Source organism: Pseudaestuariivita atlantica (assembly GCF_001205715.1).
GTDB classification, from domain to species: domain Bacteria; phylum Pseudomonadota; class Alphaproteobacteria; order Rhodobacterales; family Rhodobacteraceae; genus Pseudaestuariivita; species Pseudaestuariivita atlantica.
The window spans coordinates 375,706-391,179 of record NZ_AQQZ01000002.1; the positions used below are offsets into that span (position 1 = coordinate 375,706).

The following is a 15,474-nucleotide window of genomic DNA, read 5'->3' on the forward strand; positions in this document are numbered from 1 at the left end:
AACGAAGCACCTGCCTTACCGGTTTCAGGACTTCTTCCTGGCGGCCGTCTTCTTCTTGGTCGCGGTCTTCTTCTTGGCGGGTTTCTTGCCGCTCTTGGCCTGACGCTCCTCGATCAGCTTCAGCGCCAAGTCCATCGACACGTCCGCCGGTTCGACGCCATCGGGGATCGTGGCGTTCACCTTCTCCCACTTCACGTATGGCCCGTACCGACCATCCAGCACCGCCACCGCGCCGCCGTGTTCGGGATGCTCGCCCAACTCCTTCAGCGGTTTCGCCGCCGCGCGCCGTCCCCGGCCGGGATTGGCGCGCTTGTCGTCGATCACCTCGACCGCGCGGTTCATCCCGATCTCGAACACGTCGTTGGGATCCTTGATGTTGGCATAGACCGGTTTCTCGTCCCCCGGCAGCTTGTGCATCAGGTACGGGCCGAACCGCCCGAAATTCGCGGTGATCTTGCCGCCGGACGGATGCTCCCCGATCTCGCGCGGCAGGCTAAGAAGCCTGAGCGCCTTTTCGAGGTCCATGTCGTCCTTCTGCCAGCCCTTCGGCAACGAGGCGCGCTTGGGCTTTTTATTCTCCTCGGTCGCCTCGCCCTGCTGGACATAGGGACCGAACCGGCCCGAGCGCAGCGTGATCTCGTCCCCGTCATCCACGCCCAGCACCTTGTCGCCCTCGGTATCGGCATCACCCGAGATGGGGCGCGTGTAGCGGCATTCGGGATAACGGCCACAGCCGATGAACCCGCCGGTGCGTGAGGTTTTAAGGTGCAAACGCCCTTCGCCGCAGAGCGGGCAGACGCGCGGGTCGCTGCCATCCTCGCGCGGCGGGTACAGCTGCGGCGCCAGCGCGGCGTCGAGCTTGTCGAGCACTTCCGAGATTCGCAACTCGCTGGTTTCCGTCACCGTCGCCTTGAAGTCGCGCCAGAAGTCCGACAGCACCTTTTGCCAGTCGGCCTTGCCGGCGCTGACATCGTCAAGCTGCTCTTCCAGCTGCGCGGTGAACTCGTAGCCCACGTATTTGCGGAAGAAGTTCAGCAGGAAGATCGTGACGATCCGCCCGCGTTCCTCGGCAAAGAGGCGGTTCTGCTCCTTGCGGACATATTCGCGGTCTTGGATCGTGGTCACGATCGACGCATAGGTCGATGGCCGCCCGATCCCCAGCTCTTCCATCCGCTTGATCAGCGTCGCTTCGGTATAACGCGGGGGCGGCTGGGTGTGGTGTTGCAGGCCAAGAACCGCGCCGTTGTCCGACAGGATCGCCTTGTCATGCTTCTGCATGCCCGCGCCCGTGCTTTCGACGAGCACGTCCTCTCCGGCGGCCTTGTCGTAGTCGGCCTGCAGCCCGCGCGCGGCGAACCCGGTCGCCTCGCCCTGCGACAGTTGCGGCAGGCGGTTGTCGTCATCGTCCAGCGGTTCGTCGCGGCCCTCTTCATAGACCTTGAGGAAACCGTCGAACAGGATGACCTGCCCGGTGGCGCGCAGTTCGACCTGCGCGTCGTCGCTTGCGATGTCGACCGTGGTGCGCTCCATCCGCGCCGCTTCCATCTGGCAGGCGATGGTGCGTTTCCAGATCAGGTCATACAGCCGCGCCTGGTCCGGTTCGGACACTTTCAGCGTCGCGGGGTCCTTCGACATGTCGGTCGGGCGCACGCATTCGTGCGCCTCCTGCGCGTTTTTCGCCTTGTTCTTGTAGACGCGGGGCGAGGACGGCACGTAATCGCCGCCGTACCGGCGCGCGATCTCGTCCCGCGCGGCCTGCACCGCTTCGGGTGCCATGTCGATCCCGTCGGTCCGCATGTAGGTGATGTGACCCGCTTCATAGAGACGCTGGGCGGCGTTCATCGTCTGCCGCGCGCCGAACCCGAACTTGCGGCTCGCCTCCTGCTGCAAGGTCGAGGTCATGAACGGGGCCGACGGGTTGCGGGTCGATGGTTTGGCCTCAACCGACTTCACGTGCAGCGCACGCGAGCTTACGGCCTGAACCGCCAGTTCCGCCGCCGCCTGGCTTTCAAGGCTCATCCGGTCGAGCTTTTGCCCACCCAGCACCGTCAGGCGTGCCTCGAACGGTTTGCCGCGCGGCGTTTCCAGCATCGCGCGGACCGACCAGTATTCCTTGGGATCGAAGGCCTCGATCTCCATCTCGCGCTCGACGATCAGGCGCAGGCAGACCGATTGCACACGCCCCGCCGACCGCGCGCCGGGCAGCTTGCGCCACAACACGGGCGAGAGGTTGAAGCCGACAAGGTAGTCCAGCGCGCGGCGGGCGAGGTACGCCTCGACCAGCGGCATGTCGACCTGGCGCGCGTTCTGCATCGCCTCGGTCACGGCGGACTTGGTGATGGCGTTGAAGGTCACGCGGCTGACATCGGTGTCCTTCTTGATCGCGCGGCGCTTGGTCAGGGCTTCCTGCAGGTGCCAGCTGATCGCCTCGCCTTCGCGGTCGGGGTCGGTGGCGAGGATCAGCGCGTTGTCGTCTTTCAGCGCATCCGCGATGGCCTTGACGTGCTTGCGGCTGTCCGCGCCGACCTCCCACGTCATGGCAAAGCCGTGGTCGGGATCGACCGATCCGTCCTTCGGTGGCAGGTCGCGCACGTGCCCGTAAGAGGCAAGGACGGTATAGTCGGACCCGAGATACTTGTTGATTGTCTTGGCCTTGGCGGGCGATTCAACGACGACGACGGGCATGCGGGGAGCGACCTTGGACCTAATGAGTTCGTGGCGATATGACCTCAAGGGATGTGCCCCGCAAGGGGAGAATGTCAATCACTCCCTCCCTTGTGTCTTGCCAAAGGGCCGGGCAGGGGGCACCGTCAGGGCCAATTTCAATGCATTTTTCGCCGGGGATTTCCGCCATGATCCGCTCCCTTCTGTTGTCAGTTCTGCTCGTGTCCGCCGGGATGGCGCAGGCCCAGTCGGGCCAGAACTATGTCGAGCCCGCGCGCGGCTCCGCCGACCGGGCGGGGATGATGGATGCGCTCAGGCCGCATGCCGAATGGGTGCTTGGCGCGCCGGTGGAATTCCTGGTGCACGACCTGCGGCAGGCGGGCCGGACCGGGTTTGCCGCCGTCACGGCGCAGCGCCCCGGCGGCGTGCCGATCGACATCCGCGCCACGCCCGGCTTTGCCGACGGGCAGCTTGATCCCGATTTCATGGATGGCACGACCCTGCAGGCGCTCTACCGCAAGTCCGGGGAGACCTGGGTGGCGGTGCACTGGGCAATCGGGGCGACCGACGTGTGGTACGCCGATGTCGCGTTCTGCGCGGTCTGGTTCGAGGTCCTGCCCGAAATCTGCCGCTGAGGCCGGGTCAGCCACGGCGGGCCAGAAGGCCGCCGGGATGGCGTTCGATATCTCCCTGGATTTCCAGTTCGGTCAGCGCGGGCGCGACATCGGGCGCCGCAAGGTCGAGGTCGCGCAGCAACTGGTCCTCGGCCAGCGGCGTCGGCCCCAGCCGGTCGAGGATGGTGGCGTGCAGGCGCGCGGTATCGACGAGTGACCGCTCGGGCGCGGTGGTCGGCGGTGGCGGCACGTCCTGCAGGGCCAGGGCCGCCTGCGGGTGCGCGGCGGGCTGGGCCAGCGCCTCGATCACGTCGTCGACGGTGCGGATCAGCGTTGCGCCATCGCGGATCAGCAGGTTGCAGCCCCCGGCGCGGGCATCGAACGGATGCCCCGGCACGGCGAGCACGTCCCGCCCCTGGTCAAGCGCGTTGCGCGCGGTGATCAGGCTGCCGGATTTCGCCGCCGCCTCCACCACGACCACGGCCCGCGCAAGGCCCGAGATGATGCGGTTGCGCTTGGGAAAGTGGCGGGCGAGCGGCGCAAGGCCCATGGGCTGTTCCGACACCAGCAGCCCCTTGCGCGCGATGTCCTCGGCCAGTGTCGTGTTCTCGGACGGGTAGCGGATGTCGACGCCGCCGGGCATCACCGCGATTGTGCCGCCATCCAGCGCGGCATGATGCGCGACCGCGTCGATCCCGCGCGCTAGGCCCGACACCACGACGAACCCGGCCTCCGTCAGGCCCTGCGCCAGCGCGCGGGTCATGCGGGTGCCGAGCGAGGAGGCGTTGCGCGCGCCCACAAGCGCCACCATGGGCCGGTGCAGAAGCGCGCGGTCACCGACCGTCCACATCAGTGGCGGGGCGTCCGGCAACTGGGCGAGATCGGAGGGGTAATCGGGCTCTCCATATGCCAGAAGCCGCGCACCGGCGGCGCGGGCGGCCCGCGCCTCCGCCCGGACGACACCTTCGGGGCATGGTTGATACTGTGTTACGCCGGCATTGGCCGCGATACCGGGCAGCGCATCCAGCGATGCTGCTGCGGAGCCGTGTTCGGCCATCAGTCGGTAGAAGGTCGTCGGCCCCACCCGACGTGAGCGCAGCAAGCGGAGCCAGTTCAGCCGGTCGTCTTCCGTCGTCGGTGGGATAGGGGGGGGAGTGGAAGAGATTGTATCCTCGGCCATCGGTTCACCGCTTGCTGCGTCCCGACTCGTAGACCGATTCCAGTTAACGGTACGTGAATCCCCGCAGGAGCGCAGCCAACCACGCCGCGACCGCCACAACCGTCAGGGCCTTCACGGTTGTGCCCAGCGGCAGGCTCCAGCCGGTGGACAGGCAGGCGGCATAGGTGGCAACCGCGAAGGCCGGAACGAGGAAGGGCAGCGCGTACCTCGCGGGTGACAGGTGGACCGGGTCCGTCCTCCCCTCGTACGCGCGAGGCGGTATGGCGATCCATGTCACGGCCATCAGCGCGGCCAGTGCCAGCGCCCAGAACGGCATCGCCGACCCGGTCAGCGCGAACAGCACTGCGATAAGGACCAGGATCACTCCGCGCAGCCATCGGGAGGGTAGGGCGAACGCATCACCAAGCCGTGCCATGCCCCAGAGTCCAAGGATACCGAAGGGCGCGGCAAGCAGGGTGTGGCGGGTGAAGCCGGCAAGGGTCGGGACAGTGTCGACCCAGATCCACGTCGTCCAGCCTCCCCAGACGATCCCTGTTCCGGCGCAGGCCAGCGCCGCGACCAGAAGGCGCGCGCGTGCCAGCAGCACCGGCGAAATCCAGACGCCCCAAAGGATGTCGACGGGCACGTGCCAGCCAAGTGCCGTCCAGAAGAACGATCCCGGCGGATCCTCGTACGAAGCGGGCACGACCGCCGCCTCGATCACCCAGCCGTAGATCGCCCCGGCAAGAATCCATGCGGGCCAGCCCGCCACGCCGATACCCCCTGCGCGGGACAAGGCCGCGGCAAGCGCCAGAGCGCCAAGCGCGTAGAAGGCGAGGTAAAGGGCAATCGCGGCCCCGTCGCCTGCGGCCAGAGCGGCGACCGGGCCCTCGTTCCAGAACAGGAACTCGGAATAGAACAGCGTGGTGAAGGTTGCGGCGGCCCATGCGAGCGTGAAACGGACCGCCGGGCGCATCAGGCCGATCCGCCGACGGTCAGCCCGTCGATCATCAGGGTCGGCTGGCCGACGCCCACCGGCACCCACTGCCCCGCCTTGCCGCAATTGCCCATGCCGGGGTCGAGCGCCATGTCGTTGCCGATGGCGCGGATGCGGGTCAGCGCGGTTGCGCCGTCGCCGATCAGGGTCGCGCCCTTGACCGGGGCGCCGACACGACCGTTCTTCACGCGGTAGGCCTCGGTACAGCTGAACACGAACTTGCCGTTGGTGATGTCGACCTGCCCGCCGCCAAAGCCCACGGCCCAGATGCCGTCCTTGAGGTCGGCGACGATCGCCTCGGGGTCGGCGTCGCCGCCCAGCATGTAGGTGTTGGTCATGCGCGGCATCGGCGGATGGGCATAGCTTTCGCGCCGCCCGTTGCCGGTGGGCGCGACGCCCATCAGCCGCGCGTTCTGCCGGTCCTGCATGTATCCCGTCAGGACACCGTCCTCGATCAGGACGTTGCGCGCCGACGGCGTGCCCTCGTCATCGACGGTGATCGACCCGCGCCGGTCGGGGATCGTGCCGTCGTCCAGCACCGTCACGCCGGGCGCGGCGACCCTTTGGCCCATCAGCCCGGCAAAGGCCGAACTGCCCTTGCGGTTGAAATCGCCCTCAAGGCCATGGCCCACCGCCTCGTGCAGCAGGATGCCGGGCCAGCCGGGCCCCAGCACCACGCCCATCACGCCCGCCGGGGCCGGTTCGGCACCAAGATTGACCAGCGCGATGCGCAGCGCCTCCCGCGCCTTGCGCTCCCAGTCGGCCCGGTCGATCAGGCCGTCGAGCGCCACGCGCCCCCCGCCCCCCGCCGACCCGCTTTCGCGGCGGCCGTTCTCTTCGACGATGACCGACACGTTCAGCCGCGTCATCGGGCGGATGTCCGACACCTCGGCCCCGTCGGGACGCAGGATCACCACCTCCTGCCGGGAGGCCGACATCGAGGCGCTGACCTGCACCACGCGCGGGTCAAGGTCGCGCAGGAAGGCGTCGATCTCGCGCAGCGTGTCGAGCTTGACCGCGAAGCTCTGGCCCGAGATCGGGTCGAGGTCGCGATAGCGCTTCTCGTTGGTGCCCTGCGGCGGTTCGGCCAGCGTGCCGCCTCCGTCGCCCACGGCAAGCCGCGCGGTTTCGGCGGCGCGGCGCATGGCCTGTTCGCTCAACTCGGTGGCATGGGCGTAACCCGCGACCTCGCCCTTGACCGCGCGCAGGCCAAACCCCTGCAGGGCGTCGTAGCTCGCCGTCTTGAGCCGCCCGTCATCGAAGACCAGCATCTCGGACTGGCGGCGTTCGAGGAACAGTTCGCCGTCATCGGCCCCGTCGGTCGCCGCCCGCAGAACCGACAGCGCCGATTCGCGGTCGAGGTCGGTCTCGAACGGGCGGAAGGGGGTGGTTTGCGTCATCTTTGTCTCCTGACCCGCGCAAAACTGCATATCTTTGGATACAAGCGTCTCTTTGACGCGGGGATGGGTTCTTTATCTCGACAGAAGAATATGGTTTTAAGCCGCCCAACGACAATGCGCGTGTGGCGCGGGCGCGTGCGGCGCGGCATAAGGCCGCCTGACCGGGGCACCAAGCCACAACCTGAACCTAGGGTGACAAATGCGACTGACCTCCTTGACCGCGGCCATCGGCCTTTCGTTCGCGGCGCTGCCCGCGCTGGCACAGGACGGCCTTGAAACCATCGGCAAGCCGGTTCCCGGCGCGATGGGCTTCCAGCCTGCCGCGACCGAACTGGCCCGCGACGTCCAGTGGCTCGACCACATGGTGCTGATCATCATAACGGCGATCACGCTGTTCGTCTGCGCCCTGATGGCGATCGTGATCTTCCGCTACAACGCCAAGTCGAACCCCGAACCGGCGTCGTTCACCCACAACACGCCGGTCGAGATCGCGTGGACGGTCGTGCCGATCGTGATCCTTGTCTTCATCGGTGCGTTCTCGCTGCCGGTCCTGTTCAAGCAGCAGGAGATCCCGGAAGGCGACATCAACATCAAGGTCACCGGCTACCAGTGGTACTGGGGCTACCAGTATACCGACGAGGGCTTCGGCTTCGACAGCTTCCTGCTCGGCAAGGATGAACTGGCCGATTACGGCTATGCCGAGGATGAATACCTGCTGGCGACCGACACCGCCGTCGTGGTTCCGACCGGCAAGGTGGTCGTGATGACCGTGACGGGTGCGGACGTGATCCACTCGTGGACCATCCCGGCCTTCGGCGTGAAGCAGGACGCCGTGCCCGGCCGCCTCGCGCATCTCTGGTTCAAGGTCGACGAAGGCCGCGAAGGTATCTATTTCGGCCAGTGCTCGGAACTGTGCGGCAAGGATCACGCCTATATGCCGATCACCGTGAAAGCCGTCTCGCAGGCCGAGTACGACGCGTGGCTGGCCGGCGCGAAGGACGAGTACGCGGGCATCCCGCAATCCTACCAGATCGCCAGCAACTGAGCCGGCGACCTCCGCCGCGGACCCGCCTGATTGGCCCGCGACGCAGCATGAACGACGGAAGGTCGGGTGATCCTCACCCGGCCTCGAACTTTGAAGCGGTGACGCCGGAACGCGGCGGCCATCGCAGAAGCGGGAGCCGGGCGGCCATCCGACCCGGCGCAGAGCCACGATGACGGACGCAACGATCAACACCGACGCACAGGCACCCGAGGCTCAGTTCGGCGATTACGTCGCGCTGCTGAAGCCGCGGGTCATGGTGCTGGTGGTGTTCACCGCCATCATCGGCCTCTTCGCCGCGCCCGTGTCCCTGCACCCGGTCGAAGCCTTCGCCGCGATCCTGTTCATCGCGCTGGGCGGCGGTGCCTCGGGCGCGCTGAACATGTGGTGGGATGCCGATATCGACGCGGTGATGAAGCGCACGTCCAAGCGCCCGATCCCGTCGGGCCGCGTCACCCCGCAGGAGGCGCTGGCCTTCGGGCTGGGCCTGTCCGGCATCTCGGTCGTGATGCTGGGGCTGGCGACCAACTGGGCCGCTGCCGGGCTTCTGGCCTTCACCATCTTCTTCTACGTCGTGATCTACACGATGTGGCTGAAACGCTGGACGCCGCAGAACATCGTGATCGGTGGTGCCGCAGGCGCCTTCCCCCCGATGATCGGCTGGGCCGCCGCGACGGGCAGCGTGTCGGTCGAATCGGTGCTGATGTTCGCGCTGATCTTCATGTGGACACCGCCGCATTTCTGGGCGCTGGCGCTGTTCATGCGGTCGGATTACGACGATGCCGGCGTACCGATGCTGACGGTCACCCATGGCCGCCGCGCGACCCGCGTCCACATCCTTGTCTATACGCTTCTGCTCGCCGCGCTGTCGCTCGGCCTTGCGGCGACGTCGATCGGTGGCCCGGTCTACCTTGCCGCCGCTCTGGTGCTGAACGCGCTGTTCGTGCGCGATGCCATCCGCATCTGGCGCCGGGACGAAGACGCGTCCGAGGCCGACAACTTCAAGGTCGAGAAGGCGTTCTTCAAGCTCTCGCTGCTCTATCTCTTCCTGCTCTTCGGGGCGATCGGTGCCGACACGGCGCTGGGACTGGGAGGCCTGTGGTGAGCTTCCAGGAAGAACACGAACTCCACCGCCGCCGGTTTGGCCGCAACCTTGGCCTTGGACTCGTGCTGGCCGCGTTCATCGCGCTGATCTTCGGCCTGACGGTCGTCAAGGTCACCCAGACGCCCATGCCCTCGGTCGAGGAGATGAGCCAATGACCCAGGACCCCCGCGCCCTGCGCAAGACCGTGTTCCAGACCGTGGGCGTCGTCGTTCTGATGGGCTCGCTCGCATGGGCATCGGTGCCGTTCTACGACTGGTTCTGCCGCGTCACCGGCTTCGGCGGCGTGACCGGCACGGCCGAGGAAGGTTCGGACACCATCCTCGACCAGACGATCAAGGTGCGGTTCGACGCCTCGAAAGAGCGCGGGATGCCGTGGGAGTTCACGCCGGTCCAGCGGCAGATGGAAATCCGCATCGGCGAGACGGGCCTTGCCTTCTACGAGGCGCACAATCCCACCGACCGCCCGGTCGCAGGCTCCGCTTCGTACAACGTGACGCCTTACGAGGCGGGCGCGTATTTCATCAAGATCGCGTGCTTCTGCTTCGAAGAGCAGGTCCTGCAACCCGGAGAGACGGTGCAGATGCCCGTCACCTTCTATGTCGACCCCGAACTGGTCGATGATCGCGATGCCAAGTTTACCAAGGTCATCACCTTGTCGTATACGTTCCACGAAATCGACCTGCCGGAGGACGTCGCCATGACGCTCCCGGCCGGAGCCGACATAACACAGTAACGCCGAACCCCGAGGGACCCGAATATGGCGCATGAAAAGAACCACGACTATCACATCCTGAACCCCTCTATCTGGCCGTTCATCGGCGCGGTGGCGGGTTTCGTCATGCTCGTCGGCGCGGTGTTGTTCTTCCACGACAACGGCCCGTGGATGCTGCTGATCGGCCTCGCAGGCGTCCTCTACACCATGTTCGCATGGTGGTCGGACGTGGTGGAGGAAAGCCATATCGGCGACCACACGCCCGTCGTGCGGATCGGCCTTCGCTACGGCTTCATCCTGTTCATCATGTCCGAGATCATGTTCTTCGCGGCATGGTTCTGGTCGTTCTTCAAGCACGCGCTGTACCCGATGGGCCCGGAATCGCCGGCCGTCGACGGTGTCTGGCCGCCGGTCGGGATCGAAACCTTCGATCCGTGGCACCTGCCGCTGATCAACACGCTGATCCTGCTCTGCTCGGGCTGTGCCGCGACATGGGCCCACCACGCGCTGGTGCACGAGGACAACCGCGAAGACGTGAAATGGGGCCTGATCATCGCGATCGCGCTGGGCGTCCTGTTCACCGCTTTCCAGGCCTATGAATACAGCCACGCGGCGTTCGGCTTTGCCGGCAACATCTACGGCGCGAACTTCTTCATGGCGACGGGCTTCCACGGCTTCCACGTGATCGTCGGCACGATCTTCCTGTTCATCTGCCTGCTGCGCGTCTACAGCGGCCACTTCACGCCCGAGAAGCACATCGGGTTCGAGGCGGCAGCATGGTACTGGCACTTCGTGGACGTGGTCTGGCTGTTCCTCTTCGCCGCCGTCTACATCTGGGGCGGCTGACGCGTAGATCGGCTGCTTGCCAGCCGATGCATTCGCACTGAAATCGTAGGTCGGCTGATCCTCAGCCGACCTTCTCTTTTGATAACCGCCGAGTCGCAGATGCGCCGCACCCTGTTCATTGCAATCGTGGGACTGTTGGGGACCGGGATCCTCCTCGCCCTCGGCGTCTGGCAGACTCAGCGCCTGCAATGGAAAGAAGCCATCCTGGCCCAGATCGACACGCGCCTTGCGACCGATCCCGTGCCACTCCGCGCCGCGCTCGACCCGATGGTCATCCAGTTCCAGCCGGTGACCGTCGAGGGCCGCTTCACCGGTGAAGAAGCGCATGTCCTGTCCACCGCGTCGGGCATCGGGGCGGCCTACCGCGTGGTGAGCGTGTTCGAGGGGCCGATGGGCCGCATCCTCGTCGACAGGGGCGTGATCCCGACAGAAGAGAAAGATACCGCACGCCCCGCCTCCGCGGATCAGACCATCACCGGCGTCCTGCGCTTTCCCGAGGAAACCGACAGCTTCACGCCCGCGCCGGATCTCGATGGCAACATCTGGTTCGCCCGCGACACCGCCGCCATGGCCGACCACCTCGGTACCGAGGATGTCTTCGTCATCCTGACCGAGGCCGAGGATAATGCCGGTATCCGTCCTTTGCCGGTGGACACCGGCGGCATTCCGAACAATCACTTGCAATACGCCATCACCTGGTTCTCGCTCGCGCTGGTGTGGATCGTGATGAGCCTTTATTTCCTGCGGCGCACCCGCCGCACAGCCGGAGCCTGAGCCCGCCCATGCGCTACATCTCCACCCGCGGCCAAGCGCCGGACCTGACCTTCGAACAGGCCATGCTGACGGGCCTCGCCCGCGACGGGGGGCTTTATGTCCCGGCGGAGGTTCCGCAGATGTCCACCGCTGACATCGCTGCCCTTGCCGGCCTGCCCTATGAAGAGATCGCCTTCCGCGTCATGCGCCCTTTCATCGGCGACACCTTCACCGACGAGGTCTTTGCCGACCTGATCGCCAAGGCCTATGCCGGGTTCGGCCACGACGCCCGCGCGCCGCTCAAGCAGCTTGGCCCGAACCACTTCCTGCTCGAACTGTTCCACGGCCCCACGCTCGCGTTCAAGGATTTCGCGATGCAGCTGATCGGGCAGATGTTCCAGGAGGCGCTGTCGCGGTCGGGCGAGCGGGTGACCATCGTCGGCGCGACCTCTGGCGATACCGGCTCGGCGGCGATCGAGGCGTTTCGCGGGCTCGATGCCGTGGACGTCTTCATCCTCTACCCGCATGGCCGGGTCAGCGAGGTGCAGCGCCGCCAGATGACCACGCCGGTCGAGGACAACGTGCATGCGCTGGCCATCGACGGCACCTTCGACGACGCGCAGGCGCGCCTGAAGGACATGTTCAACGATTTCGACTTCCGCGATGGCGTGAGGCTGGCGGGCGTGAACTCGATCAACTGGGCGCGGGTGCTGGCGCAGGTCGTCTACTACTTCTCTTCCGCCGTGGCACTCGGTGCGCCGCACCGTGCGGTCAGCTTCACCGTGCCCACGGGCAATTTCGGTGACATCTTCGCGGGCTACATCGCCAAGCGCATGGGCCTGCCCATCGACAGGCTGGTGGTGGCGACGAACCAGAACGACATCCTGCACCGTTGCCTCACGACAGGCGGCTATGTGACCGATGCGGTGATCCCCTCGATCTCGCCGTCGATGGATATCCAGGTCTCGTCCAACTTCGAACGCCTTCTGTTCGACGCCTATGACCGCGACGGCGCGGCGGTGGCGGCGCTGATGGACGAGTTGAAGACGCAAGGCGGCTTCCACGTGAGCCAGGGCACGCTGGACCGGCTGGCCGCGGATTTCGCCTCGGGCCGCGCGTCCGAGGACGAGACGCTGTCGACCATCACCCGCGCGCGGGACCACATGAACGAGCTGCTTTGCCCGCATTCCGCCATCGGCGTGAAGGTGGCTGAAGAGCATCTGGACGACGCGCCGATGATCACGCTGGCCACGGCCCATCCAGCCAAGTTCCCTGATGCGGTCGAAAAGGCGACCGGGACGCGCCCGCCTCTTCCCCATCGGATGGCGGACCTGTATGAGCGGTCCGAACGCGTGACCGAAGTGCCGAATGACCTTGGCGCGCTGGAGGATCTGATCCGGGAGCGCATCCACACGTGACGGTGCAACTGACGACCCTGCCGAACGGCCTGCGCATCGTGACCGAGCGCATGCCTTCCCTGCAATCGGCCAGCATCGGCCTGTGGGTGACCGCGGGCGGACGCCACGAGACGGCCGAACAGAACGGGATCGCGCATTTTCTCGAACACATGGCGTTCAAGGGCACCGCGCGGCGCAGCGCGTTGCAGATCGCCGAGGCGATCGAGGACGTGGGCGGATACATCAACGCCTATACCTCGCGCGAGGTCACGGCCTATTACGCCCGCGTGCTGGAGGCGAACGTGCCCCTCGCGCTCGACGTGCTGGCCGACATCGTCCAGAACCCCGCCTTTGACCCGCGCGAGATCGAGGTGGAGCGCGGCGTGATCCTGCAGGAGATCGGGCAGGCGCTCGACACGCCGGACGACGTCGTGTTCGACTGGTTGCAGGAAGCCGCCTATCCGAACCAGCCGATGGGCCGGACGATCCTCGGTCCCGCCGAACGCGTCGGCGCGTTCCACGCCGACGATTTCCGCGCCTTCACCGCGACCCATTACACGCCCGACCGGATCATCGTGTCGGCGGCGGGCGCGGTCGATCACGAGGCGCTGGTCGCCGCCGCCGCCGAACGGTTCGGCGCGCAGCCGCAGGGGCCTTCGACCATGGTCGAACCGTCGCGGTTCGTGGGCGGGGAATGGCGTGAAATCAAGCCTTTGGAGCAAGCCCACTTCACGCTGGCCTTCGAAGCGCCGGGCGTCATGGCGCCCGAATTCCACACCGGCCAGATCTATGGCAACGCGCTGGGTGGCGGCATGTCCTCGCGCCTGTTCCAGGAATTGCGGGAAGTGCGCGGGCTGTGCTACACGATCTACGCGCAGGCGAGCGCCTATTCGGACACCGGGATGCTCACCATCTACGCGGGCACCGGGGCCGAGGACGTGGGCGACCTTGCGCGGCTGACGGTGGACGAGATGAAACGCGCCGCCGTTACCCTGTCCGAGGCCGAGGTGACCCGCGCCAAGGTGCAGATGAAGGCGGGCCTCTTGATGGGGCTGGAAAGCCCCTCCTCGCGGGCCGAGCGGATGGCGCGGATGATCCAGGTCTGGGGCCGGGTGCCGGATTTGTCGGACACGATTGCCAAGATCGACGCGGTCACGCTGGCCGACGTGCGCGGTTTTGCGGAACGCATGGCCGCCTCGGCCCCGGCGGCGATGGCGCTGTACGGTCCCGTCGAAGGCGCTCCGCAGCTTGACGAACTGCAGGCGCGCCGGGCGGCATGACCATGATCTGGCGGCGCAAAGTCCGGATCGAGACCGAGCGTCTCACCCTGCGTCCGCCAACCCATGCAGATTTCCGCGCCTGGGTGGCGTTACGATCCCAAAGCGTTGAATTTCTTGCAAAATGGGAGCCGTCATGGGCGCGCGACCACCTCACGCGCAAGGCCTTTACCAACCGCGTCTACTGGTCGGCGCGGGCGATATCGGCAGGCAACGCGCTGCCCCTGTTCCTGGAACGGCGCGCGGACGGCATGCTGATCGGGGCGATCACGCTCGACAATATCCGCCGCGGCCCGGCGCAGGCCGGTACGCTGGGGTACTGGATCGGCGAGGCCCATGCCCGGCAAGGCTACATGAGCGAGGCGATCCGCGCCGTCGTCCACCACGCCTTCGAGCGGATGGACCTGAGCCGGATCGAGGCGGCCTGCCTGCCGGAAAACGAGGCCTCGCGCCGCCTGCTGGAAGTCAGCGGGTTCAAGTACGAGGGCGTCGCGCAAAGCTATTTGCAGATCGACGGGCGGTGGCGGACGCACGTGTTGTACGCGGCCCTGCGGATGGACCGGCGCGGGCGGACGCTGGCGGGGTAGGCGCCGCTCATCCGCCCTGGTGGGCGGCCTCGCAAATCGTGCTAGACTGTTCGGCAGGAGGTGCTGCCGATGCTCCGTTTCGTTCTTGCTCTCGTCCTGTCGATGCCCGCTGCGCTGGCCGCGCAGGAGCGGCGTCCGAGCCATTGCATCGCCATCGCCGAAAGCGCGCCTTCTGTACAATTTGTACATTTCGGGCCCGAAATTGTGCACTTGGCCTCGGCCCATTCCGAAGAGGCGGTGCCGCCCGAGACGGTGCGCCTGCGCTACCTGCAGCATGCCAGCTTCCTGATCGAGACGCATGGCGGGCTGACCGCGATCACCGACTTCACCGGCTTCACCGGCGCGCGGGGATTCGTGCCGGACGTGGTCACCATGAACCATGCCCATTCGTCGCATTGGACGGCCTCGCCCAGCGACGACATCCCGCACGTCTTGCGCGGGTGGTCCGAGCAGTTCGGCATCGCGATAGATCACTATCTCGACCTTGGCGAGATGCTGATCCGCAACGTGTCGACCGATATCCGGTCGGCCTTTGCCGGGACCGAGGAGAACGGCAACTCGATCTTCGTGTTCGAGGTGGCGGGCCTGTGCGTCGGCCACCTGGGCCACCTGCATCACATCCCGTCGGACGAGCAGTTCGCGGCACTTGGTCGGCTCGACGTCGTGATGGCGCCCGTGGATGGCGGGCTGACCCTGCCGCTGCCGGAAATGATCACGGTCCTGAAACGGCTGCGGTCGTCGATCGTGATCCCGATGCACTGGTTCTCGGGCTTTTCGCTGCGCGCCTTCGCGCAGGGCATGGAGGGCGAGTTCGAGGTGCTGGTGCTGGACGTGCCCTACCTCGATGTCTCCTTGCGCAGCCTGCCGCGATCGCCCACGGTGATGATCCTGCAGCCTCAATTCGTATTCGACCTGGACTGA

15 protein-coding genes are annotated in these 15,474 nt (G+C 66.5%); 11 read left to right on the forward strand and 4 right to left on the reverse strand.

Annotated elements, in window-relative coordinates; translation table 11 throughout:
• Positions 1-24: 24 nt before the first annotated feature.
• Positions 25-2,685, reverse strand: coding sequence for a type I DNA topoisomerase (topA, locus tag ATO11_RS05330; RefSeq protein WP_050529799.1), 2,661 nt, complete (start codon positions 2,683-2,685; stop codon positions 25-27).
• 167 nt (positions 2,686-2,852) lie between these two features.
• Between topA and ATO11_RS05335 the strand changes: the two genes are divergently transcribed.
• Positions 2,853-3,299, forward strand: a complete 447-nt coding sequence (locus ATO11_RS05335) for a hypothetical protein (RefSeq protein WP_050529800.1) — start codon at positions 2,853-2,855, stop codon at positions 3,297-3,299.
• A 7-nt stretch (positions 3,300-3,306) separates the two neighbouring features.
• On the opposite strand, the gene dprA is transcribed toward ATO11_RS05335, so the two are convergent.
• From dprA to tldD, 3 genes are read right to left on the reverse strand one after another with little or no spacing between them, the layout of a single operon-like run.
• The gene (dprA, locus tag ATO11_RS05340) at positions 3,307-4,458 is read right to left on the reverse strand and encodes a DNA-processing protein DprA (protein ID WP_050529801.1); all 1,152 of its coding nucleotides are present in this window, start codon (positions 4,456-4,458) and stop codon (positions 3,307-3,309) included.
• A gap of 43 nt (positions 4,459-4,501) precedes the next feature.
• Positions 4,502-5,413, reverse strand: coding sequence for a hypothetical protein (locus tag ATO11_RS05345; protein WP_050529802.1), 912 nt, complete (start codon positions 5,411-5,413; stop codon positions 4,502-4,504).
• Complete coding sequence (gene tldD, locus ATO11_RS05350) at positions 5,413-6,834, reverse strand: metalloprotease TldD (protein ID WP_050530041.1); 1,422 nt, start codon at positions 6,832-6,834, stop codon at positions 5,413-5,415. The genes ATO11_RS05345 and tldD overlap by 1 nt, the downstream gene beginning before the upstream one ends.
• Positions 6,835-7,033: 199 nt before the next feature.
• Between tldD and coxB the strand changes: the two genes are divergently transcribed.
• The 10 genes from coxB to ATO11_RS05400 all read left to right on the forward strand — a co-directional run bounded on the left by coxB (position 7,034) and on the right by ATO11_RS05400 (position 15,474).
• The gene (coxB, locus tag ATO11_RS05355; RefSeq protein ID WP_050529803.1) at positions 7,034-7,879 is read left to right on the forward strand and encodes a cytochrome c oxidase subunit II; all 846 of its coding nucleotides are present in this window, start codon (positions 7,034-7,036) and stop codon (positions 7,877-7,879) included.
• 169 nt (positions 7,880-8,048) lie between these two features.
• Positions 8,049-8,981, forward strand: coding sequence for a heme o synthase (gene cyoE / locus ATO11_RS05360; RefSeq protein ID WP_050529804.1), 933 nt, complete (start codon positions 8,049-8,051; stop codon positions 8,979-8,981).
• Complete coding sequence (locus ATO11_RS22090) at positions 8,978-9,136, forward strand: hypothetical protein (protein WP_050530042.1); 159 nt, start codon at positions 8,978-8,980, stop codon at positions 9,134-9,136. The genes cyoE and ATO11_RS22090 overlap by 4 nt, the downstream gene beginning before the upstream one ends.
• The gene (locus ATO11_RS05370; RefSeq protein WP_050529805.1) at positions 9,133-9,714 is read left to right on the forward strand and encodes a cytochrome c oxidase assembly protein; all 582 of its coding nucleotides are present in this window, start codon (positions 9,133-9,135) and stop codon (positions 9,712-9,714) included. The genes ATO11_RS22090 and ATO11_RS05370 overlap by 4 nt, the downstream gene beginning before the upstream one ends.
• A gap of 24 nt (positions 9,715-9,738) precedes the next feature.
• The gene (locus ATO11_RS05375) at positions 9,739-10,539 is read left to right on the forward strand and encodes a cytochrome c oxidase subunit 3 (protein ID WP_050529806.1); all 801 of its coding nucleotides are present in this window, start codon (positions 9,739-9,741) and stop codon (positions 10,537-10,539) included.
• Between the two features lie 99 nt (positions 10,540-10,638).
• Positions 10,639-11,313 carry an SURF1 family protein gene (locus tag ATO11_RS05380; RefSeq protein ID WP_050529807.1) on the forward strand — a complete coding sequence of 225 codons (675 nt, stop codon included), beginning with the start codon at positions 10,639-10,641 and terminating at the stop codon, positions 11,311-11,313.
• Between the two features lie 8 nt (positions 11,314-11,321).
• Positions 11,322-12,710, forward strand: a complete 1,389-nt coding sequence (gene thrC, locus ATO11_RS05385; protein WP_050529808.1) for a threonine synthase — start codon at positions 11,322-11,324, stop codon at positions 12,708-12,710.
• Complete coding sequence (locus ATO11_RS05390) at positions 12,707-13,969, forward strand: M16 family metallopeptidase (RefSeq protein ID WP_050529809.1); 1,263 nt, start codon at positions 12,707-12,709, stop codon at positions 13,967-13,969. The genes thrC and ATO11_RS05390 overlap by 4 nt, the downstream gene beginning before the upstream one ends.
• Entirely contained in the window at positions 13,966-14,553 is a 588-nt protein-coding gene (locus tag ATO11_RS05395) for a GNAT family N-acetyltransferase (RefSeq protein ID WP_050529810.1), read from the forward strand. Before ATO11_RS05390 ends, ATO11_RS05395 begins: the two co-directional genes overlap by 4 nt.
• Before the next feature lie 69 nt (positions 14,554-14,622).
• Positions 14,623-15,474: an MBL fold metallo-hydrolase gene (locus ATO11_RS05400; protein WP_050529811.1), complete on the forward strand. Its 852-nt coding sequence runs from the start codon at positions 14,623-14,625 to the stop codon at positions 15,472-15,474.